Source organism: Pseudomonas sp. SORT22, from assembly GCF_018417635.1.
GTDB lineage: Bacteria > Pseudomonadota > Gammaproteobacteria > Pseudomonadales > Pseudomonadaceae > Aquipseudomonas.
On sequence record NZ_CP071007.1, the window covers coordinates 3,312,771 to 3,335,696 of the forward strand.

General features: G+C 64.9%; 16 protein-coding genes. 11 read left to right on the forward strand and 5 right to left on the reverse strand.

Annotated elements, in window-relative coordinates; all coding sequences use genetic code 11:
- Positions 1-36 precede the first annotated feature (36 nt).
- The 4 genes from JYG36_RS15120 (at position 37) to JYG36_RS15135 (ending at position 3,896) form a co-directional block, all read left to right on the forward strand.
- Complete coding sequence (locus JYG36_RS15120) at positions 37-1,656, forward strand: NADP-dependent glyceraldehyde-3-phosphate dehydrogenase (RefSeq protein WP_213601427.1); 1,620 nt, start codon at positions 37-39, stop codon at positions 1,654-1,656.
- Positions 1,657-1,765: 109 nt separating this feature from the next.
- Positions 1,766-2,233: a VOC family protein gene (locus tag JYG36_RS15125; protein WP_093383327.1), complete on the forward strand. Its 468-nt coding sequence runs from the start codon at positions 1,766-1,768 to the stop codon at positions 2,231-2,233.
- 83 nt (positions 2,234-2,316) lie between these two features.
- On the forward strand, positions 2,317-3,510 hold the full coding sequence (locus JYG36_RS15130) for a DUF8534 domain-containing protein (RefSeq protein ID WP_213601429.1): 1,194 nt from the start codon (positions 2,317-2,319) through the stop codon (positions 3,508-3,510).
- A gap of 80 nt (positions 3,511-3,590) precedes the next feature.
- Positions 3,591-3,896: a hypothetical protein gene (locus JYG36_RS15135; RefSeq protein ID WP_213601431.1), complete on the forward strand. Its 306-nt coding sequence runs from the start codon at positions 3,591-3,593 to the stop codon at positions 3,894-3,896.
- Between the two features lie 88 nt (positions 3,897-3,984).
- Here JYG36_RS15135 and JYG36_RS15140 read toward each other — a convergent pair whose 3' ends face one another.
- From JYG36_RS15140 to JYG36_RS15160, 5 genes are all read right to left on the reverse strand, one after another.
- Complete coding sequence (locus JYG36_RS15140; protein WP_093383333.1) at positions 3,985-5,412, reverse strand: sigma-54-dependent transcriptional regulator; 1,428 nt, start codon at positions 5,410-5,412, stop codon at positions 3,985-3,987.
- Positions 5,387-6,874, reverse strand: a complete 1,488-nt coding sequence (locus JYG36_RS15145) for a sensor histidine kinase (RefSeq protein WP_213601433.1) — start codon at positions 6,872-6,874, stop codon at positions 5,387-5,389. Before JYG36_RS15145 ends, JYG36_RS15140 begins: the two co-directional genes overlap by 26 nt.
- A gap of 112 nt (positions 6,875-6,986) precedes the next feature.
- Positions 6,987-7,922: an SCO family protein gene (locus JYG36_RS15150; RefSeq protein WP_093383339.1), complete on the reverse strand. Its 936-nt coding sequence runs from the start codon at positions 7,920-7,922 to the stop codon at positions 6,987-6,989.
- A gap of 15 nt (positions 7,923-7,937) precedes the next feature.
- Positions 7,938-10,718 (reverse strand): multicopper oxidase domain-containing protein, encoded by a 2,781-nt coding sequence (locus JYG36_RS15155; RefSeq protein WP_249744354.1) that lies wholly within the window; start codon positions 10,716-10,718, stop codon positions 7,938-7,940.
- A 235-nt stretch (positions 10,719-10,953) separates the two neighbouring features.
- Complete coding sequence (locus JYG36_RS15160) at positions 10,954-12,411, reverse strand: sensor histidine kinase (RefSeq protein ID WP_213601437.1); 1,458 nt, start codon at positions 12,409-12,411, stop codon at positions 10,954-10,956.
- 249 nt (positions 12,412-12,660) lie between these two features.
- Between JYG36_RS15160 and JYG36_RS15165 the strand changes: the two genes are divergently transcribed.
- The 7 genes from JYG36_RS15165 to JYG36_RS15195 all read left to right on the forward strand — a co-directional run bounded on the left by JYG36_RS15165 (position 12,661) and on the right by JYG36_RS15195 (position 22,863).
- Entirely contained in the window at positions 12,661-14,007 is a 1,347-nt protein-coding gene (locus JYG36_RS15165; protein WP_213601439.1) for a hypothetical protein, read from the forward strand.
- Positions 14,008-14,042: 35 nt separating this feature from the next.
- A complete protein-coding gene (locus tag JYG36_RS15170; protein WP_213601441.1) occupies positions 14,043-16,271 on the forward strand; it encodes an Ig-like domain-containing protein in 2,229 nt (742 codons plus the stop codon).
- A gap of 16 nt (positions 16,272-16,287) precedes the next feature.
- Positions 16,288-16,758: a curlin gene (locus JYG36_RS15175; protein ID WP_045198721.1), complete on the forward strand. Its 471-nt coding sequence runs from the start codon at positions 16,288-16,290 to the stop codon at positions 16,756-16,758.
- 16 nt (positions 16,759-16,774) lie between these two features.
- Positions 16,775-18,220: a curlin gene (locus JYG36_RS15180; protein WP_213601443.1), complete on the forward strand. Its 1,446-nt coding sequence runs from the start codon at positions 16,775-16,777 to the stop codon at positions 18,218-18,220.
- Positions 18,221-18,369: 149 nt separating this feature from the next.
- A complete protein-coding gene (locus tag JYG36_RS15185) occupies positions 18,370-18,882 on the forward strand; it encodes a sigma-70 family RNA polymerase sigma factor (RefSeq protein WP_249744355.1) in 513 nt (170 codons plus the stop codon).
- Positions 18,879-19,823 (forward strand): FecR domain-containing protein, encoded by a 945-nt coding sequence (locus JYG36_RS15190; protein WP_213601445.1) that lies wholly within the window; start codon positions 18,879-18,881, stop codon positions 19,821-19,823. The genes JYG36_RS15185 and JYG36_RS15190 overlap by 4 nt, the downstream gene beginning before the upstream one ends.
- A gap of 115 nt (positions 19,824-19,938) precedes the next feature.
- Positions 19,939-22,863 (forward strand): TonB-dependent receptor, encoded by a 2,925-nt coding sequence (locus JYG36_RS15195; RefSeq protein ID WP_213601447.1) that lies wholly within the window; start codon positions 19,939-19,941, stop codon positions 22,861-22,863.
- Positions 22,864-22,926 lie beyond the last annotated feature (63 nt).

The window sequence follows — 22,926 nt, forward strand, 5'->3', positions numbered from 1 at the left end:
CGTTTCACCCATTACCGAAAAAGAGGTGCTGCGCCCATGGACCATCTGCTCGATTCGCTGTTTCCCACCGCCAACGAGATCCCTGAGGCGTACCGCCTGGGTGAGCCGCTGGTGCAACGCGAGTACCTGGTCAACGGCCAGTTGCAGCAATGGGACGGGCCGCTGGCCACGGTGCGCAGCCCGGTGTGGCTCAAGGAGGGCAATGAAGAACGCCAGGTGATCCTCGGCAACACGCCACTGCTGGACGCCGACACCGCCCTCACCGCCCTGGACGCCGCCGTGCAGGCCTACGACAAGGGCCGCGGCGCCTGGCCCAACATGCGCGTGGCCGAGCGTATCCAGCATGTCGAAACCTTCCTGGCCAAGATGCGCGAACAGCGCGCGGCGGTGGTCAAGCTGCTGATGTGGGAAATCGGCAAGAACCTCAAGGACTCGGAAAAAGAGTTCGACCGCACCTGCGACTACATCGTCGACACCATCGGCGCCCTCAAAGAGCTGGACCGCCGCTCCAGCCGCTTCGAGCTGGAGCAGGACACCCTCGGCCAGATCCGCCGCGCGCCGCTGGGCGTGGCCTTGTGCATGGGCCCCTACAACTACCCGCTGAACGAGACCTTCACCACCCTGATCCCGGCGCTGATCATGGGCAACACCGTGGTGTTCAAGCCGGCCAAGTTCGGCGTGCTGTTGATCCGTCCGCTGCTTGAGGCCTTCCGCGACAGTTTCCCGGCCGGGGTCATCAACGTTATCTACGGCCGTGGCCGCGAGACCGTCAGCGCACTGATGGCCAGCGGCAAGATCGACGTATTCGCCTTCATCGGCACCAACAAGGCCGCCAGCGACCTGAAAAAACTCCACCCACGCCCGCACCGCCTGCGCGCAGCCCTGGGCCTGGATGCCAAGAACCCGGGCATCGTGCTGCCCGAGGTTGACCTGGACAACGCGGTGAACGAGGCGGTCACCGGCGCGCTGTCGTTCAACGGCCAGCGCTGCACGGCGCTGAAAATCCTCTTCGTCCATGAAGACGTGGTCGATGAATTCCTCGATAAATTCCAGCGCAAGCTGGCCGCGCTCAAGCCAGGCATGCCCTGGGAGCCGGGCGTAGCCCTGACGCCGCTGCCCGAGGCCGGCAAGATCGATTACCTCAATGGCCTGGTGGCCGATGCCATCGACAAAGGCGCCAGGGTCATCAACGAAGGCGGTGGCGTCAGCCGTGGCTCGTTCTTCTACCCCGCCCTGCTATACCCGGTGAACGCGCAGATGCGCGTGTATCAGGAGGAGCAATTCGGCCCGGTGGTGCCAGTGGTGCCTTATCGCGACCTGCAGACAGTGATCGACTACGTGCTCGATTCCGATTTCGGCCAGCAACTGAGCATCTTTGGCACTCATTCGGCCGAGGTCGGCAGGCTGGTCGATACCTTCGCCAACCAGGTCGGGCGCATCAACCTCAACGCCCAGTGCCAGCGCGGCCCCGACACCTATCCGTTCAACGGGCGCAAGAACTCGGCCGAGGGCACCCTCTCGGTTCACGACGCCCTGCGGGTGTTCTCGATCCGTACGCTGGTGGCGACCAAGTTCCAGGACAGCAACAAGCAGTTGATCAGCGACATCATCCGTAACCGCGAGTCGAGCTTCCTGACCACCGATTACATTTTCTGACTGCCGCTCGTCCAGCGCCGCGATTTTTGATTTGCCCAATCGCCGAAACTGTATAAATATACAGTTTCGCGCCATTCACCCTGCGGCGCCTTAAAGGAGGATCAATAAAATGGCAGTCAAACCAATCCCCGAAGGACAGCACAGCATTACCCCCTACCTGGGCATCAAGGATGCCGCCAAGGCCATCGAGTTCTACAAGAAGGCCTTCGGCGCGCTCGAGATGTTCCGCCTCGACGGCCCCGACGGGCGCGTCGGCCATGCCGAGCTGAAAATCGGCGATTCCTCGCTGATGCTTGCCGACCCGTGCGATCAGTCTGGCGGGCTGGTCAGCAGCCAGTCGCTCAATGGCACGGCCGTTGGCCTGCACCTGTATGTCGAGGACGCCGATGCCACCTATGCCCAGGCCCTCGCCGCCGGTGCCAGCCAGGTTACCGAGGTCAAAGACCAGTTCTACGGCGACCGTAGCGGCACCCTGAAAGACCCGTTCGGCAACCTCTGGTTCGTCTCCACCCACAAGGAAGACCTGAGCGTGGAAGAGATCCGCGAGCGCGCCGCCAAGCTGTTTGGCGGCCAGTAGGGCCAGGTTCGGCTGGCGGGCATGTTCGCCAGCCGGGCTTTGCATTAAGGTGGCAGGCACAGGAAGGCAGGCCAGGATTGTCCATGCGAATCATCGAAAAAAACGCCGCGCTGGTGCGCACCCTCACCCCTGCTGAAGACGAGCTGTTGCGTGGGTTTGTCCAGGGCAACCTCGAAGGCCCGCGCTTGCTGCAGGCCAACCAGCTGCTGATCAAGGTGCGCGCTGCCGGCCATTGGCTGGCCTGTGATTGCCAGCCCAAGGCCATGCCGGTGCTCAACGTCAACCTCAACGGCAACACCGGCACCCTGTTCCTCAAGAACAACCCGGGCACCGCCGAGCACGCGCCAGACTGTGCGTTCATCAAGGACGAGCGTGAAAGCGCCAGCCGCGACAGCGACACTGATGCACCACCGGCCGCGTGGCTGGCGCCCGATGCGCCGCTGCGGCTGATTGGCGATTTCAAGCGCGCCAGTGAAGCCAGCAGCGAATCCGCGGGTACTGGCGACAAACGCGAACAGCACCGATTGCTGTCGTTGCTGCTGACCCTGATCGAGGCCAGTGGCCTGAACGTCTACGCCACTCACCTGAAAAAAGACCTCACCGGGCAGTTTGCCGAGTTGCGCGGCGTGGCCAGCCGTTATCCGCTGATCGAGCGGGTGCCGGCCAGCAACTACCTGGAAACCCGCCTGGACATGAAGCACATGATGATGCTCAAGGCGCGGCTGCGCGAGTCCACGGCCTTTGGCACCCATCGCCGGCATGGCTTGCTGCTCGACTGCGTCAGCCAGATCAAGGCGCGCAAGGTGTTCAACGAGCGCAGCGAGGACGGCTTCGACTTTCAGGGCCATCACCTGCTCTGGGGCGGCAGCAAGACCCCGGGGCCGTTGCTGGCCCTGGCGATCTACTCGCCGGCCAGTGCCGGCAGTCATTTCTATGAGCTGATCCATGTCGCCAGCGTGCCGGTGCTGTCGCGCGGGCAGCTGTTTGCGGTGTACCGCGATGAAGAGCGCGAGCCGCTGAAAATGCTCATCTCGCTGATCGACTGGATGGCCAGCAAGGGCGTCAAAGTGATCATGCGCCGGCCGGTGCTCGGTGGCCAGGGCATGGACGCGCTGGTGCTCAGCTCCGACCAGGACCGGGTGCTGTCGGTGTCGCTGACCGAGCAGCCACTGGGGCCGGAGCCGGAGGGCGAGGCCTTCAAGCGCTATGCCGACTTCAAGAGCCTGGACACCTTCCGCAAGTACGTGGCAGGTTTTTTCATGCGCGGGCGCGAGTAGCGCCGTTGGTCGCGTGCGTCGCACCTTCCCTTCGCGGCTGGGCCTAACCTCTGGCACCTGCCCTGAAAAGGAGTTTGACCATGACCCGTAGCGCCCTCGCTCCCTTATTGTTTGCCGCATTGCTCGGCACCCAGGCGGTTGCCGCCGGCACCGGCCCGACCAACCCCAACCCGGACACCACCCCGACCACGCCGTTGCCGGGCATCAACACCGGCACCAACCCCACCGACACCCCACTGCCCAGCGGCACCGACCCGCGCACCCAGGGCAATGACGCCGGGCGCCAGGGTGGTAGCGAGACCGATGGCAGCCGGCGCGAGCCGAAGAAAGACGGCAGCGGCTCGGAGAATGGCGGCGACGCTGGGGGCAGTGCCGGTAGCTACTAGGGCTGACCTCCAATGTGGATCTGATTACGACCGCTGCGCGCTCGATCGCGGGTCCAGCCCGCTCCCACAGGTTTGGCATTATGTACGCCTACCACTGGCGCTTGTCCGGCCGGGTCAGGCCGAGCTTTTCGATCCGGTAGCGCAACATGTCCCGGCTCAGGCCCAGCAGCCGCGCCGATTTGGTGACGTTCCAGTCGGTGCGGTCGAGCATCTTGCGCACCATGTCGCGCTCCACTTCCGGCAAGCTCGCCGAGGCCATGGCCTCAGCATTGCCGAACGCTTCATGCACGGCAGGCGCCGGCATTTCCAGCGGCTCGTCGACCAGGCTCATGCACACGTTGAGCTGGTGCGGGGCGATCAGGTCCTGGGGCGCCAGCAATACCGTCTGTTCAAGCATGTTGCGCAACTCGCGCACGTTGCCCGGCCAGCTGTAGTTGAGCATCAACTCCTCGGCCTCGTCGCAAAAGCGCAGGTTGGGCTTGCCATAGCGTTTGCCGTGCAGGGCAAGAAAATGCCGGGCCAGCAGCAGGATGTCTTCACCCCGGGCATACAGCCTGGGCACCTTGATCGAGATAATACGCAGGCGAAAAAACAGGTCACGGCGAAACTTGCCCTGCTGGACCATCTGCTCCAGGTTGCAGTTGGTGGCGCTGATGATGCGCAGGTCAACCTTGCGCTCCTTCACCGCGCCTATCCGGCGAATGGTGCGGTCTTCCAGTAGCTTGAGCAGCTTGGCCTGCAGCAGCAGGTCCATTTCGCCAATCTCGTCGAGGAACAAGGTGCCGCCGTCGGCCGCCTCGACCAGGCCCACCCGGCGATCCTTGGCATCGGTAAACGCGCCCTTCTCATGGCCGAACAGTTCAGCCTCCAGCAGGTTGGCCGGGATCGATGCGCAGTTGAACTCGATAAACGGCCCCTTGCTGCGCACTCCGTCAAAATGCAGGGCGCGGGCTACCAGCTCCTTGCCGGTACCGGTCTCGCCTTCTACCAGCACCGGCGGCAGGTCGCCGCTGGCCATGCGCTGCTCGGCATCGAGCAACTGGCGGATGGTGTGCTTGAGGCCGAGCATGGCCGGTGATTCGCCTATCAGCGCCTGGCCACCTGATTTTTGCGCCTCGCGTTCCTGGTAGAACGACAGGGTACGCTCCATGCGCTCGGTAGCCAGGGCCTTCTCCAGCATCAGTTTGAGCTCGGCCAGCACCACCGGTTTGGTCAGGTAGTGGAAGGCGCCCTCCTTCATCGCCAGCACGGCGTCTTCGACGTTGCCGTAGCCGGTCATCATGATCACCTTGAGCTCCGGCGCGCGCTGGGCCAGGGCCTTGAGCAGCTCGTGGCCGTTCATGCCCGGCAGCGAGTTGTCGGTCAGCACCGCATCGGGCTGACAGCGCGGCAGCTGCTCCAGGGCCTCTTCGGCGCTGTGGCAAACCGTGACCTCGAAGCCTTTGCGCTCAAGGTAGGTCTGGATGTTCTCGGCGAGGATTTGATCGTCCTCAACCACCAGGATGCTCTGCTCCATGGTCCCCTCCCGCTGCAATATTGAAGATCAGGCACACGCGGGTTCCTTCCTCTTCGCGGCTGGCCAGGCTCACCGAGCCACCAAAACGTTCCATGATCCGCTTGACCAGTACCAGGCCGACCCCGAGGCCGCCCTGTTTGGTCGTAAAAAACGGCTTGAAGACCATCCGCTCCTGCTGCTGGGTCATGCCCTTGCCGGTGTCGCTCAAGGTCAGTTGCAGCTGTTTGCCGTCTTCCAGCGCCTGCACCACCACGCTCAGGCGCCCGCCCGTGGGCATGGCTTCGAGGGCATTAGCGAACAGACTGTTGAGAATCTGCGTCAGCAGCACCGGCTGGCTGATCACCCAGGCCGCCTCGGGCGTGTCGATCTGCACCTGGACCTTATGCCGCTCCAGTTGCTGGGCGTAGGCATGGCGGGTGTCGTCGATCGCTGCCACCAGCTCGACCGCTTCGGCATCGTCGTTGACCGGGCGCAGCGACACCAGCAAGTCGCGCACCCAGCGCGACATGCGGTCGACCTGGCTGATGATGTCGCCAATGTTCTTCTGCGCCGGGGCACTGGCGATGTCCTGGGCAAGTTCGGCGCTGGAGCGGATATTGGCCAGCGGGTTGCGCAGGCTGTGGGCCACCGCCGAGGACATTTCGCCAAGGGCGACGAAGGTTTCGCTGGCCACCAGCTGGGTTTGCTGGGTCTGCAGCATGCTCGCGGCGCGGCGCACGATCCAGAACAGGCCGAAGTAGATCAGCGCCCCACCGACCAGGGTCGAGGCCCAGATCAGCACGTAGCCGCGCTGGATGCGCCGCACCAGGTCCTGGGGTTCCTTGTACACCTCGACCATCGACAGCACCTTTTGCCCGTCGCTGTCGAACATCGGGATGTAGTTCTCGATGAACAGGTACTGCGGCGCGCGCTGGAACTTTTGTTCATCGCGGTCTTCATTGGCCTTGTGGTAGCTGGCCGAGACCGGCACTTTCGAGGCGAACGATTCATCCAGGTCGTCGTCGCCGACGATTTTCTCCCCGATCAGCTGCGGGTTGGTCGACCAGACGATGGTCCGGTCCAGGGCATAGACGTTGGCCAGCAAGATGTCGGGCAGGTGTTCGACATGGTCGAGAAACTCCACCCGGGTGGACTCGGCCAGGGTCGGGCTGACCCCCGGGTGGTGCTGGTCCAGGCGCGGGTCGAGCAGCTCGCCCATGGTGGTGCCCGGCGGAATGCGCGAATGGCGCACTTCGGCCTGGGCCATGGCCTGGATGAACTGGGCGGTGAGCATGGCATCGCGCTCGACGCTGTCGGTGACCACAAAGCGGGTCGAGACATAGCCCAGCCCGCCCGCCACCGAAGCGATGATCAACAGGCTGACCAACGAGAACCAGCGCAACAGGTTGAACTGGCGCAAGGGTCGGTCGGCTGCCTGGCTGTCGAGGCCCTCATCGGCCAGTTTTCCGTTGAGCATCTGCATCGGGTCTGGTCCTGCCGTGGATGCTTCTTTTCTTAGAACTTATAGCCCAGCGTGCACACAGGCGTGGCACATCAAAACTAATGGCCACGGCGCCAGTGATAGTATTTTGCCTTTATGGCTGTTGGCGTTCGGCCTCCTGCTCGAGAAACGCCAGCAAGGCCTGGGCATCGGCCTCGTTCAGGCGCAGGTTGGGCATGGCCACGCCGTTGTATTGCCGGTACAGCGCCATGACCTGCGGGTCTTGCTCGGCGAGCATGCGATCCGGCTCGCGGATCCAGCGGCTCAGCCAGCGCTGCTCGCGGCGCCGGGTAACGCCGAGCAAGTCCGGGCCGACCGCGCGCAGGCCGGTAGCCTGGCCATCTTCCGGGCCGAGGCTGTGACAAGCGGCGCAACGGGTGCGAAACAGCTCTTCGCCGCTGCTCGGCGGGCGAATCTGCGGGGCATCGGCGTAGCTCTGCTCGCTACTGGGTTGCTTCCAGTTCTGCAGGCTGTTGGCCAGTTGGTCGGCGAGAATCCACGGGTTTTCGAAGGGTGAGGCCTTCATCCAGCGCCCGGTGGCCTGGTTGCCGACGATCAGGCTGAGGTTGTGGTCGCGACTGCGGCCGTTGTCGACGCCTTCGATAAACAGGCCCAGGCTGCGGCGCAAGGCATCGATCTGGCCTTTGTCGCCGGTTAGAAAGCGCCAGCCGGGCGCCACCTTGAACTTTGCCGCGTAGGCCTTGAGCACCTCGGGGGTATCGCTGAGCGGGTCGATGCTGATCGAGTAGAAGAACACCTCGCGCCCGACCCGCTCGCCCAGCAGCTGCTGGACCTGGCGCAGGCGCGCGGTCTCCAGCGGGCAGGAATCGCCACAACCGGTGAAGATGAAGTTGATCACCACCACCTTGTCCTTGATCAGGTCGTCGAAAAAGCGCAGGTGCTCACCGTTGTGGTCGATCAGCTCGGTATTGGGGAAGTACTGCGCCCCCCAGGGCGTGGCCTCCTCGGCCAGCCCCGGCAGGCTGCTGCACAGCCAGCAGAGCAACAGGCAACGTGCGATAACGCCCATGGCAACCTCCCCCGGCTACTTGCCGACCTTGACCTGCGGGCCCTTGCCATCACCGTTGCGCCAGGTCGGCAGCGCCGCCGAGTTGACGTACTTGACCCCGTCCCAGCTGGGCAAGGGCGTTGGCATCAACTGCAACTGGCCGGGGTGCTCGATGTCCCAGCGCAGCAGCATCGAGTTGTCCTCGTGCTGGGTGTTGTGGCAGTGCTCCATGTAGGTGCCGGCGAATTCGCGAAAGTTGATCGCCACCTCGACGTTGTCCAGGCCGTCGGCTTCGCTGCCGATCCGGTAGACGTCCTTGCGCGCCCACTTTTCCCATTCCGGCGGCGCCTTGCCGCCGCGGCTGAGGATGATGCCCTCCTCGAAGTGCACGTGCACCGGGTGGCTCCAGCCGTTGCCACCGTTCTGGATCTTCCAGATTTCCAGGGTGCCGAAGCCGCTGGCGCCGGCGTCGGTGGGGCCAGTGGCCAGCTGAGGCGCGGCGTTGAGCCGGCGCGGGTCCATGTGATAGCCAAAGCCGCCGTCGGTCTTGACCGTCCACGGCGCCTGGTCGGTGCCATCGGAGCGGCCGAAGATGAAGGTGCGATGGCGGGCCTGGGCCAGGCGGGCGATGTCTGCCGGGTTGTCGCGGTGCAGCTTGAGCGGGATCATCACCTTGCCCTCGGCCTTGCCGGGTTTGGCCGGCTCGTAGGCGGCCGGGTCCATGGCCAGGTCCTGGCCGCTGTAGGGCTTGACGTTGAACTGCAGGATCTTGTTGACGGTGGGGTCGCCTTTATCCCATTGCGGGCCCTTGCTGGTCTGCTTGATCACCGCCTGGTACTTCTCCGACAGCACGTCGGCCAGGGCGATGGCCTCTTTGGGGCCCTTGCCGGTGTCGTGGGCCTGGAGGTTGAGCAGGAACAGCTTGTCGCCGGGCTTGATCCCGTTCTTGGCGAAGTTGACGACAATGTCGAAGCGCTCGGCGATGCCCTGGGTCGGCAGGATGGCGTTGTGGTCCTGTTTGTCGCCGTTGGCGTCCAGGTCCATGCTGCCGTCGAACGGCACCGCGTGCTCCATGATGTTGCCGTCGTTGGCAATCATGTGGAATGGCACCCGCGCATAGGAAAGCCCCGAACCCTTGGGCCCGGCGAACTCGCCGCCGCTGCCCTTGATTTCACGCACTAGCGCCAGTTTCAGGTAGCGCGACACCGAACCGTTGAGGATGCGCAGGCGGTAGCTGCGGGCGCGCACGTCGAGGTATGGCTTGTATTGCCAATTGACCAGGATCTGGTCGCCGAGAAAGCCGTCGGTGTTGAACGGGTTGAACCACAGCTGGCCGTTCTGGCCCCAGGCCTTGTCGGCGACCAGCAGGTTGAGGTCATAGTCGCGATTGCCCCACGACAGCGCCGAGCCGCTGGGCAGGCGCAGGTTGACGCCATCGTCGAAGGCCTCGTTGCCGCGGTCCAGGGCACTGTAGTAGTTCATCATCGCAGCGTTGCCCTTGTAGACGTTCTGCGCGGTGAAATCGAGCATGTGGTCATGAAACCAGTGGGTGCTCATGGTTTCGCGCCAGTCGCCGCGAATGCGGATACTGCCGTTCTCGCAGGTTTTCAGCCCCGGGTTGGCGTCGTTGACCCACAGGGTTTCGCCCGGGGTGCAGGGGAACGCCGCGCGCGGGTCTTCGGCGCGGGTGTTGATGCTGTCGTAGCCGGCCAGCTGGATCGGCCAGCGGTAGTCGTAGTACTGGCCCGGGAAGAAGAACGCGTTGGCGTAGCCGTCGCTTTCGGCCGGGGCGTGGCCGTTGTGTTCATGGGTGCTGATGGTGTGCAGGCCAAAGCCGTGGTTGGCGGCGGGGTCGATCGGCAAGGCGTTGTAATGGCGCATCAGCAGCGGCTGGCCGTATCGCACCATCAACAGCTTGGCCGGCAAGGTGCCGTCGAAGGTCCATAGCGACTTGTGATCCTGCAGCGGCATGTTGGGGTGGAAGCGGGTATCGACGCCCTTGGTGGTGCCCAGGGTGTTGGCCTGGCCGGCGGTGTTGTAGTAAAGGCCGCCGGGGCCGAACTCGCCGACGCTGTAGTGGTGCATCTGCATGGCGTCACGCAGGCCGCTGTTGATCCGCGCCCCGGCTTGCGCGGTTTTGTAGGCGGCCTGGGGGTAGAACTCGTTCCAGCGCTGGTGCGACCAGCCCTTTCCTGGTGGCCGGCCTTCGGCGGCAGAGCCGATGTGGCGGTTGAGGAACAGCTCGATCTGCTGCTGCCAGGGGTTGCGGTCGACAACGTTGGCAAACTGGCCGGGGAACGGGGTCAGGCCCGGCTGCTTGAGAAAGGCATCGAGCAACGGCCCGGACGGCGCACTGCGCGCGACGTTGAGCGGGTCTTGCTGCGGCGCCGGGCCGGTGCTGGGCGCCGGGAACACCAGCAGCCCGGCGGGGGTGGTCGGGTCGAGGCGGGTCGGGCCGAATTCTTCGAACAGCAGCAGTTGCTGGCTGAACGGCTGGGCGCCGAACATCGGGCTGGGGGCGCCATTGGTGGGGTAGTTGAAGCTGGTTTGCAGCGCTGGCGGGCGCTCGTTCTCCTGGCGCGGGGTGGTGCGGTCGCCCTCGCCCTCGGGCAGGTCGAAGGCGCCGAGATTGGCCTCGGGCAGCGACAGCAGGTTGTTCAACGCTGCGGCGCTGTCGGCGGGTGGATCGCTGAAGGCCGAGGGGTCGCCAGGCTCTGGCGGCTCGACATCATCCAGGCGGCTGGCGTTGGCATCAGCCATTAAGGCAATGGCCAGGGCGATGCTCAGGACAAGAGGCGTGGGGGTTGGGGTTTTCATCATCTTCACCCAGATTCAGGGACCGGTAATGTCGTTTTGCAATTACCTGGCCACATCTGTATCAGGATGTGTATTCGTTAATTATCAATAGGTTATTCCTACTACCTAATATTATTTACGAAGAGTGATGCTGGAAAACCACCCCCAGTTCTGGGTCTTTACCCTGCGGGAGCTAAAAAACAGCAATGTGTTTAAATTCATATAGTTATTAGTATTTATTAAAGTTCTTTATCCGTTACTTCCCCACCACCCTGAACGTCAGCAACACACACGTACCCTGCCCCTCCTCGCTACTGAGCTTCACCGTTCCGCCAAAGCGCTCCATGATCCGCCGCACCAGCACCAGGCCAACCCCCAGTCCGCCTTGCTTGGTGCTGAAGAACGGCTTGAAGGCCATGCGTTGCTGCTCCTCGGTCATGCCCTTGCCGCTGTCGCACAACTGCAGGGTCAGGCCCTGGCGCGTGTGCCGGCGCCGCTCGACACGCAGCTCACCGCCTTCGGGCATGGCCTCCAGGGCGTTGGCGATCAGGCTGTTGAAGATCTGCCCGAGCAGTACCGGCTGGCACAGCACCTGAACCTGGGGCAACTCGCCCATCTGCAGGCGCACGCCCTGGCGCAGTAGTTGCGGGGCAAAGCCTTGCAGGCTGTCCTGCAGCACCCGCAGCAGGTCTACCGGCTCCGGGGTATCGTTCAAGGGCCGCAGCGACTGCAACAGCTCGCGCACCCAGTGGGACATGCGGTCGACCTGGCTGATGATGTCGCCGATGTTCTTCTGCGCCGGCCCCTCTTCGATCTCCTGGGCAAGTTCGGCGCTGGAGCGAATGCTCGCCAGGGGGTTGCGCAGGCTGTGGGCCACCGCCGACGACATCTCGCCCAGGGCCACATAGGTTTCGTTGTTGATCAGGCGCTTTTGCTGCACCGCCAACTGCCGGGCGGCGCGGCGCATGATGCCGTACAGGCCGATGTACACAAGCCCCGCGCCGATCGCCGTGGCCAGCCAGATCAGCAACAGGCCGCGTTCGATACGCAAAATCAGGTCGCGGGGCTCCTTGTAGATCTCGACCATGGCAGTGACGTTGCCGCCCTCGGCATCGAACAGCGGGATGTAGTTCTCGATGAACAACTGCTCGGGCGGGGTAATGAACTTCTGCTCGCTGCGCGCCTGGTCGACGTCGTGGTAGCTGGCCGAGACGCGCATCTTCTGGTCGAAGGCATGGTCAAGGTCGTCATCGGCGTCGATCATCTTGCCCACCAGCGCCGGGTTGCTCGACCAGATGACCATGCGGTCCGGGGCGTAGATATTGGCCAGCAACACGTCGGGCAGGTGGGCGATATGGTCGAGGAACTCGCCCCGGGCGCTGCGCCGGGCCTCGGGGTCGACATCCGGGAAGGCCTGGTCCAGGCGCGGGTCGAGCAATTCGCCCATGGTCCGCACGTTGGGGATCGACACGTGGCGCACTTCGGCCAGGGCGATGGCCTGGATGAACTGGGCGGTGAGCAAGGCGTCGCGCTCGACGCTTTCGTTGATCACGAAGCGGCTGGAGATCAAGCCCAGGCCCACGGCCACTGAAAGGATGATCGCCAGGCTGACGAAGGCGTACCAGCGCAGCAGGTTGAACGGCTTGCGCGCGGCGGCCGGGGCCGGGCTTGCGAGCTGCAGGGACGACGAATCGAGGCGTGGCTGGCTGCTCATCACTGACTCCCGAATGAACGCTCCTTAGGTTATAGCCCAGCCCGCGCAATTCCCCCGCCCGCTTGCCCCACTTGCCCCCAACCCTGGGGCCAGCGCCCCGAGTCGAGTGGCTCTGCCGACACCCTGTAACCGCACGCCAGGCCTTGTGCAGCAAGGCCTGCAGGGTCTTGAGAATAAATTGGTACGGATGTTGCCGATGCCTGTGCAGACGACCCAAGTCCATGGGCCCGATTGCAAGAGGGAAGACTCATGCACCGTCCAACGCCCCACCCACTGGCTCTGCTGATCCTGGCGAGCATTATCCAGGCACCGGCCCAGGCCGCCCTGTTCGAAGTAGACCCCGGCCCTTACCTGCCCGCTACCGGCGGCTTTGCTGCCTGGTACCAGGACACCCATGGCCGGGTGCTCGACCTGTGCCTGTCCAAGGCGGTCAGTTCGCGGGTGCCCGGTGCACCCGGGGCGCCGTCGTACATGTGCGTGCTCAACCCCGCCCCCGGGGTGTTCGACGACACCCGGCCGATCAGCTTCCCGAGCAACTACCCCGACGAAACCTTCTGGTTCACCGCCGATGCCGCCATCACCGACGCCGCCAGCGGCATCGACCTGACCTACGGCACCGCCATCGAGGCCGCCTTCGCTGCCGAAGACGTGGTCGACGGTGACCAGGTCAGCTTTGCCCGGGTGCGTATCCGCGTCGACGTGCCCACGCCAGGCACCTACATCGTCACCCACCCCTACGGCGTCGAAGTGTTCGATGTACCGGCGGCCGGGCGGCGGGCAATCAACATGACCCGCGACATCGGCATCGGCGCGCCGAAAACCTACACCGGCGCGCTCAAGGGCGATGTCGGCCCGTTCCTGCGCGGTGCCGGTGGCCCCTACAGCGAAACCAACCCGGCCACTGGCGCCAGCGAACGCTTCATCGGCGACCCGAACCTGCAGGAAGCGGTGACCGGCAGCCCGTTCAACACCAACTTCGTGCGCATCGAGGGCCCCAACGGCCTGGATTTGCGGACCGAACTGTTCTCGGTCTCGGGCAAGCTCTCCACCGTCGCCCGCCCGACCCCGGTGATCGCCCAGCGCAGCACCTATTCGCGGCACAGCGAAAACGGCGACCTGCGCGCCCAGCAGGACCTGTTCGTACAGGCCCCGCCGCCACCGGCGACCGCCACCCTGGTCAGCCAGACCCCCAACCTCAACCTCAGCGAGGCCAACACCACTGGCGCCTGGTACGCCCAGTCGGTGCTCAACCCGTCGCTGCCGCTGAACCTGCAGGTGACCGCCGACAACAGCCTGGCGATCTCCACCAGTACCCCTACCACCCTGACCCTGGCGCTGACCGACCTGGTGGTGATCGAGCGCGCCGAGTACAGCCTGGCCTCCGGGCAACTGACCCTGGTTGCCAGCACCAGCGACGAAACCAGCCCGCCAGTGCTCAGCGCCCGCACCGGCAACGGCGCCACGATCGGCACCCTGAGCGGCAATGGCGCGGTCAAGACCCTCACCACCGGCCTGTCGCCGATTCCGCCCGCCAAGGTCACGGTGACCAGCACCAACGGCGGTAGCGACAGCGAAGAAGTGGTGCTCGTGCCATGAACACTCTTACGCCACGTCCCGTAGCAGGAGGCAGCATGAACAACTGGCCACGCCTGGCGCTCTGCGCAGCCGGGCTTTCCCTCTCGCTGGCCGGCACTGCCTGGGCCGGCCTCAAGGCGGTCGATCCCGGCCCCTACACCCTGGCCACCGGGCGTTACCCGATGTGGTACCAGGACCACGGCAACCTGTCGCTGGAGCTGTGCCAGTCGCGGGCGGCAAGCTCGCGGGTAGCGGTTTCGGTGCCGCCGGCCTACATGTGTACCTTGCTGCCGGAGCCCGGGGTGTACGACGACGCCCTGCCGCTGGTGTTCCCCGACAACTGGCCGCCGGAGATGTTCTGGTTTCTGGCCGAGACCGAAATCCCTGAAGTGGGCAACAGCGGTTACGAGCTGGAAGTCTATGTCGCCGGTATCGAGGCGGCGTTTGCCGCCGAAAACCCGGTGGACGGCGACCAGCAAAGCTTCGCCCGTATCCGTATCCGCGCCTCGGTGCCGCGCACCGGCACTTACGTGATCACCCACCCGTACGGGGTCGAGACGGTCAACGTCACCACCGCCGGGCGCCGCGCCATCAACATTACCCGCGACATCGGCATCGGCGCCCCGGGCAACTTCAGCGGCGTGCTCAACGGCGCGATCGGGCCGTTCCTGCGCGGCGTCGGCGGCCCCTACACCGAGATCAACCCGGACACCGGCGCCAGCGAAACCTACGTCGGCGACCCGAACATCACCGAAGCGGTCACCGGCAGCCCCAACAACACCAACTTCGTGCGCATCCAGGGCCCGGCCGGGACCATCCAGACCAACCTGTTCACGGTCTCAGGCAAGGTCCTCGACCCACGCAAGCAAACCCCTGCCGAACTGCAGCGGGCCAGCTACCGGCGCACCTCGGACGGCACCCGCGTCGAGGTGTTCGCCAAGGCGCCGAACAACGCCACGCTGTGCATGCGCGAGACCCTTGCGCTGGTGCCGGGCACCCCGCCCTCGCCCTGCCAGTTCAACCTGCTGGCCGACAACAATGGCCTGTTCTTCGCCCAGCACCTGAGCAGCGCCGCACCGCCGCCAGTCATCGTCATCACCGCCAGCGACCCGACCGGCGCCACCCGCCCCACCGCGCTGTCGAGCAAGCTCAGCGACGTAGTCAAGGTCACCACCGCCCGCTATGACTGGGCCAACAAGCGCCTGCGCATCGAGGCCAGCTCCAGCGATGAAGTGCAGGTGCCCGACCTGGTCGCCCAGGGTTACGGGCGGTTGTCGAAGTCCGGCACCCTGCAGACCCTGACGGTCAACGACCTGCCCCAGCCGCCTGCGATCGTGACGGTGAAATCCGCCGCCGGCGGCAGCGACAGCGAGCCGGTGGTGGTAATCGGCAATGCCCCGGTCGACGCCGCCAACCAGCCGCCAGTGGCCCAGGCCGACGTCGGCAGCACCCGCGTTGGCGTGCCGCTGAGCCTGAACTTGCTGGCCAACGACAGCGACCCTGACGAAAACGTGCCGCTGAGCATCAGCGACCTCACCCAGCCGGCCAGCGGCCAGGGCACGGTAGTGCTCAACGGCACCACGGCCGTCACCTATACCCCACCGGCGGTGGTCAATGCGCCGCTGGTGGCCACCTTCACTTACCGTGCCCAGGACAGCAAAGGGCTGAAATCACCCGTCACTAACGTTACTGTCAATGTCGCCGCCAACCAGCCGCCGCTGGCTGTCAACGACACCGCCAGCACCCTCGGCGTGGCCTTGCCGATCAACGTGCTGGGCAACGACAGCGATCCGGATGGCAACGTACCGCTGACGGTCGCCAGCGTTACCCAGCCGGCGCTGGGCCGCGGCACGGTCAGCAGCGACGGCAACCAGGTCACCTACACCCCACCGGCAGTGATCCTGGCCGCGTTCAGCACCACCTTCACCTACATCGCCCGCGACAGCGCAGGTGCCCTGTCGGCACCGGCCACGGTCACGGTGCAGGTGTCGCCACGGCCACCGGCAGAGAACTTCACCGTCACCGCCGCAACGGTCACGGCGCGGGCTGGCGGTCGCTTTACCTGGGACATCTCCGGCACCACCTCGGCGATCCTGCTCAACGCCGTCACCGTGCAGGTCAGCACCCCGACCGGCCTGGTCAGCCTGGGCACCACCCCGGTACCGCTGACCGGACGCTGGCGGCTGAGCGTCACCAACAGCGTCGCGCCGAGCACACCGGCACCGACGGCAACCGTCACCACCAGCCTGGGCACCGTGCGCACTGTGCCGGTCACCGTGCAGTAACCACAGGAGAACGACCATGGCGCGCCTGACCACCTTGCTGCTGTGCCTGAGCCTGAGCGCTCAGGGCGCCCTGGCCGACGACCTGATGGACAACGCTGACCTGGCCATGGGCAGCGACCTGGGGGAGCTGTCGATGCAGCCACTGGCGCCTTCAAGCGGCCAGCAGGCGCTGGTCGAGCAGAACGGCCAGAGCAACCGCGCAGCGATTGGCCAGGACGGCCAGGCGCTGCTCGGGCGCATCGTCCAGCAAGGTGGCGCGCAGGAGGCGTACATCCTGCAACAAGGCAACGACCTGATGGCCTCGATCAGCCAGCAGGGCTACGGCAACAGCGCCTCGATCAGCCAGAGCGGCAGCAACAACCGCGCGCAGATCGAGCAATACGGCAACAGCAACAGCGCCAGCATCGAGCAGGCCGGCAGCGGGCTTTCCAGCTCGGTGATCCAGGCCGGCAACGGTCAGCGCGTGCAGGTCAACCAATACCGTTAAACCTGGAGGCACCACCATGTTCAAGCTCGCTCCTTTAAGCGCCGCCATTGTCCTGGCCGTTGCCGGCCAGGCCATGGCTGACGACAGCCAGTCGACCCAGAGCCAGTTCGGCACCGAGAACATCGCCGAGGTCAAGCAGACCGCCGCGCCGCTCAGTACCACCACCCAGAACCAGCTGGGCCTGGGCAACAACCACGCCGCCAAGCAGGACGGCGGCAACAGCCAGATCCAGCAAAGCGGCACCGGCGACTACAACGCCGGCTACGCCGAGCAGTTGTACGAGTTCGGCAGCCAGATCAACCAGCAAAACGCCGGGGCCCTGAACAACACCCACGCCAGCCAGTCGCTGGGGGTCGAGAACAGCGCCCAGCAGACCCAGCAAGGCACCGGTAACTTCTCGTTCATCTACCAGGACACCCAGGCCGGCAGCCAGGGCACCACCTTGCAGTTTGGCGATAACAACCGCGCCTTTGTCGAGCAACAGTACGGTGGTGGCGGCAACAACGCCCTGAGCATCCAGGCCGGTAGCGGCAACTACAGCGCCGCCGAGCACCTGAACTACAACAATGGCCAGATCGGCATCTACCAGGCCGGCGATGACAACTGGGCCTATGGCGATCAGCGCGAAGGCCAGGATGGCAGCGTCACCATCAGCCAGACCGGCAGCGCCAACTCCAGCGAAGTCTGGCAAGACACCCAACTGGGCAGCCAGGCCACGGTGACCCAGTACGGGCAAACCAACGAAAGCGTGCTCGACCAGAGCTTCGGCGAGGGCAACGTGGCCAGCATCACCCAGGCCGGCAGCCTCAACGCCAGCTATGCCGACCAGTTCGGATCGCAGCAGTCGACCACCACGGTGTTCCAGAACGGCCAGGGCAACGTCCACTACACCTACCAGAATGGCGACAACCACGTGCTCACGGTGAGCTCCACCGGCACCGGCAACAAGATCCTCGCCAGTAACTGGAAGGGCGACAAGTCCGGCGGCCAGTTCGGCAGCGCCCAGCGCGCCGAGGTCAACCAGAACGGCAGCGGCAACAGTGCCAACTTCACCCAGGACGGCAGCACCCAGCTCGCCCGCCTGAACCAGAACGGCAGCGGCAACAGCGCCGAACTTGCCCAGGTCGACAACAACAACGAGCTGTATTTTGAACAGAACGGCAGCGACAACCTGCTGATCGCCGACCAGCGCGGCACCGCCAACTACGCCACCGGCGTCAGCAGCGGCGCCGGCAACAGCGTCAAGGTCGAGCAATCGGGCAGCGGCAACCAGAGCTACACCTGGCAGCTGTACGGCGACAACAACCAGGCCAACATCAAGCAGACCGACGGCGTCAACGTCGCCTACGTGACCCAGGGCGGCTCGGCCAACCAGGCGATGGTCGACCAGAGCGGCGCAAACATGGCCGCGACCATCCAGCAGTTTGGTGCGGGTAACCAGGCGACGGTGTTGCAGCAGTAATTAATTCGGGGCCGCTTCGCGCCCCATCGCCGGCAATCTGATTCTCCCCCCCTTGACCGTGACTCGCCGACAGGCTGGTCACGGTTCTTTTTTTGCCCTTATAATGCGAACAATTCGCAACTGCATCTTTCATGTTTCAGGATCTCCGGGTGTCCCCTACCTCCCCCGCTCCCCAGCAACAGCTCCATGGCCTCTATCGCGATCACCACGGCTGGCTGCAGGCCTGGCTGCGCAAGCGCCTGGGCGACCGTGAGCGTGCTGCCGACATCGCCCACGACACCTTCCTGCGCCTGCTGGTCAGCGGCCGTTTGCCCGGCCACGACGAGGGCCGCAGCTACCTGGTGCAACTGGCGCGCAACCTGGTCATCGACCAGTGGCGCCGGCAACGCATCGAGCAGGCGTACCTGGCCAGCATCGCCCACCTGGACGAACCGCAAACGCCGTCGCTGGAGACCCGCGCGATGATCCTGCAGACCCTGCAACAGATCGACCAGATGCTCGACAGCATGCCGGCCAAGGTGCGCAGCGCCTTTTTGCTGTCGCGCTTCGAAGGCCTGGGCTATGCCGAGATCGCCGAGCGCCTGGGGGTCACCGTAAGCTCGGTGCAAAAGTACATGATCCGCGCCATCCAGGCCTGCTACCAGGTGCTCTACAGCGAATGAGCGCGGTAAACGATGCACCGATCGACGCGGCGATTGTCGAGCAGGCCAGCCACTGGCTGATGCTGCACTGGGACGGCCCGCTGGATGCCGGGCAACGCCTGGCGTTTGCCGATTGGCAAGCGGCCGATGCCGAGCACCGGCGCGCCTGGCAGCGCCTGCAAACCCTGCAGCAGACCCTCGCCGCCGTGCCTGCGCAAACTGCCCGCAGCGTGCTCGAAGAGCGCCAGAGCCGGCGTACTCTGCTCAGGCAGCTGTGCGTCCTGCTGCTGGTGGGCGGCAGTGGCTATCTGGGCCAGCAGCACCTGCCGTGGCGCGAGGCGATGGCCGACCAGCGCAGCGCCCCCGGCGAAGTGCGCCGCCTGCAACTGGCCGATGGCAGCCAGCTGCTGCTCAACAGCCGCAGCAGCGTCAACATCCAGTTCAGCGCACAAGAGCGGCGCATCCACCTGCTCGAAGGCGAGCTGCTGCTGACCAGCGGCAAAGACCCAAGGCCGCTCAAGGTCCAGACCCTGGCCGGTGAAGTACAGGCCCTCGGTACCCGCTTTGCCGTGCGCGAGCTGCGGGGTGGCAGCCGCGTCGAGCTGTTCGAAGGCGCCTTGATGATTCGACCCGGAGCGGGCACCGAGCAGTTGCTCACGGCCGGCCACGGCCTGTGGTTCAACCGCCAGGGCTGCGGGCCACAGCATCCGGCCGATAGCAACAGCATTGCCTGGGAGCACGGCCGGCTGATTGCCGAGCGCCAGCCGCTGGGGCGCTTTCTCGAGGAACTGGGCCGCCATCGGCGCGGGGTCATCCGCTGCGAGCCGGCCATCGCCGAACTGCCAATCACCGGCGTATTTGCCCTCGCCGACAGCGAGCGCACCCTCGCCGCCCTGCAAGACAGCCTGCCGATCCGCGTGCACTACCTGAGCCGCTACTGGGTGACCGTCACCGCGCGTTGACCGCCCGTGCTTGCACTTTCGCAAAAATAACTGCGCAAGCCGTTGTCGGTTTGCGCCGCTCGTTCGGGTTAGTCATCAAAACTAACCAATACGCATTCTCAAAGGAGTCTTCGGGATGCCGAACCTGCCGCCCCCCTGCCCGTCCCCCCTGAGCTTGGCAATCCGCAGCGGATTGCTCGCCGGCCTGCTCGGCAGCGCCTGCTGCAGCCTGGCCATGCCCGCCCAGGCCGAAGCTGCCCGCCAGGAACAACGCCTGTACCAGATTCCCGCTGGCACCCTCGACCAGGCCCTGACCCAGTTCGCCGCCAGTGCCGGCCTGCTGCTGTCGGTGGATGCGCGCCTGACCGCCGGCAAGCCGTCGCTGGGCCTGCAGGGCCATTACGCGCCGGCCCAGGCCTTGAGCAAACTGCTGGCCGGTAGCGGCCTGAGCGCCTACTTCAGTGACGACGGCCGGGTGCTGATCGAAAAGTCCGCGCACGCCAGTGATGCCCTGGAGCTCGGCGCCACCCGGGTCAAGGGCCAGGCCGAGGACGACGGGCTCAAGGACTACGGCGTGCCGCGCTCGGTGGAAACCCGCAATCTGGAGCAACTGGAGCGTTTTCGCGGTCGCTCCAATGCCGACCTGCTCGCCGGCATCGCTGGCGTGCAGACCTCCGACGGGCGCAACGGCGGCGGCATCGAAGTCAACATCCGCGGCATCCAGGGCCAGGGCCGGGTGCCGGTCAAGGTCGATGGCAGCCAGCAGTCGCTGGATGTTTACCGCGGCTACGCCGGCACTGCACAGCGCGCCTACATCGACCCGGACCTGATCAGCAGCGTCACCGTCAACAAGGGCCCGAGCCTGGACGCCGGTGCTTCCGGCGCCATCGGCGGCTCGGTCGAGATGCAGACGCTGACCGTCGATGACATCCTCAAACCCGGCGAAACCACCGGCTGGCGCCTGCGCGGCTCGCTGGCGGACAACAGCAGCGCCGACGTCCCCAGCGACTATCGGGTGCGCCCACGCACCGAGCGCAATGACCTGCTGCACGCGCACGACTGGTCGCGCAGCCTGGCCTTCGCCCACAAGGACGAAGCCTTCGATGTGGTCGCCGCCTACGCCGAGCGACGTAACAACAACTACTTTGCCGGCAAGCACGGTTATTCGCGCTACGACACCTCGGTAATCAGTGGCGGCGCCCTGGTCGATGCCAACACCGTGGCACGCAACTACTGGCCCGGCGAAGAGGTGCTCAACTCCAGCACCCACAACAAATCCTTCATGCTCAAGGGCACCCTGTACCGCGACAACGGCCTGGAGCTGGGCCTGGGCTACCGCTACATGGATTCGAGCTTTGGCGAAATCATGCCCTCGCAGATTGGCCGCTCAGGCCCGTCGATGACCCAGCCACTGGGCGACTTCAAAAAAGACATCGACCGCTACGACGAAGCCTTCTGGATGAGCGCCGCCCCCGAGTATTACCAGCAATGCTCGGCCATCGCGGCCCCGGTGCCGGACGGCGACAATATGTGGGACAGCACCGGCTGCTTTGTGCGCGAGACCCTCGACCCGGTCTACGACTACAGCGGCGCCAACCAGATGATCCAGTTCAAGCCCGGCAACATGAAGCTGCACACCCTCACCAGCGAGTTCAAATGGCGCCCCGAGGACGACAGCCTGGCCCGCTACATCGACCTCAACGGTCATGCCTGGGCAACCTTCGGGCGCAGCATCATGTACAACAACGTCGGCTTTACCGCGCCGCAACGCGGCCAGGGCTATCAGGACGAGCAAAGCGAGCACTACCGCCAATCGCTCAAGTCCGACCTGAGCAACCTCAAGGTCGGCACCGACCTCAGTAACACCAGCCGCTTCGTCACCGGCAGTGGTGACTATGCCCTGACCTATGGCGCCTCGTACCAGTACGAAAGCATCGACCCGAGCCGCAAGCCGTGGCAGGACGACCTGGAAAACAACCGCATCGAACGCAATGGCTATCGCCACGAATACAGCCTCAGCACCGCCCTGGAATACAAACCGGTCCCGCAGCTGACGTTCACCGCTGGCGGGCGCTACAGCGGTTACCGCATTTACGACCGCAACCGCCAGGCGCTGTATGCCGCGCCGGCCGGGGCCGGCCCCGACGAGCCATGGTGGAACGCCGAATTTGCAGGCTTCGCCGACAACGCCGAACTGTCTGGCCACGGCTTCGCCCCGGCCTACAGCGTCAGCTATGCCTTTACCCCCAATGTCATGGCGTATGCCCTGTACAACCAGGGCATGCGCATGCCGTCGCTGTTCGAGACCACCCTGGGCAGCTGGTCGGCAGAACCGAACTACGACTTGCGCCCGGAGCGAATGAAAACCTTCGAGGTCGGCGCATCGTTCAAGGGCAGCAACCTGCTGCTGGACAACGACCAGGCCGGGTTCAAGCTGGCCTACTTTCACAACACCATCGATGACATGGTCACCCGCAACTACCGCTACAACCCCAAGGGCCGCCCCGGTTTCAACGGCGAGCTGAAGATCCGCAACGTCGACAGCTTCACCACCCAGGGCATCGAGCTGCAAAGCCACTACGACAGCGCCTGGTGGTTCGCCGACGCCTCGTACGTCTACAACATCAAGGCCGAAACCTGCGACCGCGCCTTTGCCCAGGCCCTGCGCGACGGCGGCAAGAGCGAAACGCCGGACTGCACCACCGGCGGTTTCCAGGGTTCCTACACCAACACCCAGAACCCGCCGCGCTACAGCGTCAACCTGGTGCTGGGGGCCAAGGCCTTCGAGCAGAAACTGGCCAGTGGCATACGCATGCGCTACACCAGCGGGCCGATGTACGTGCTGGACAAAAGCTGGCACGTAGGCACCACCACACCGCAGCAGCACTACCTGGAAGCGCGCATCTATGATTTTTTCGCCGACTACCAGGTCAGCGATGAACTCAAGGTCAGTTTCAATGTTTACAACTTTACCGACCAGTACTACCTCGACCCCATGTCGCAAAGCATGATGCCAGCACCCGGCCGCACCTCAAGCCTGGCAGCATCCCTACAGTTCTAAAGGCCTTTTGCCATTAATCTGTCGGAATCGCCGTAGCAGGGTTTTACCGCCCTGCTTCGTTAA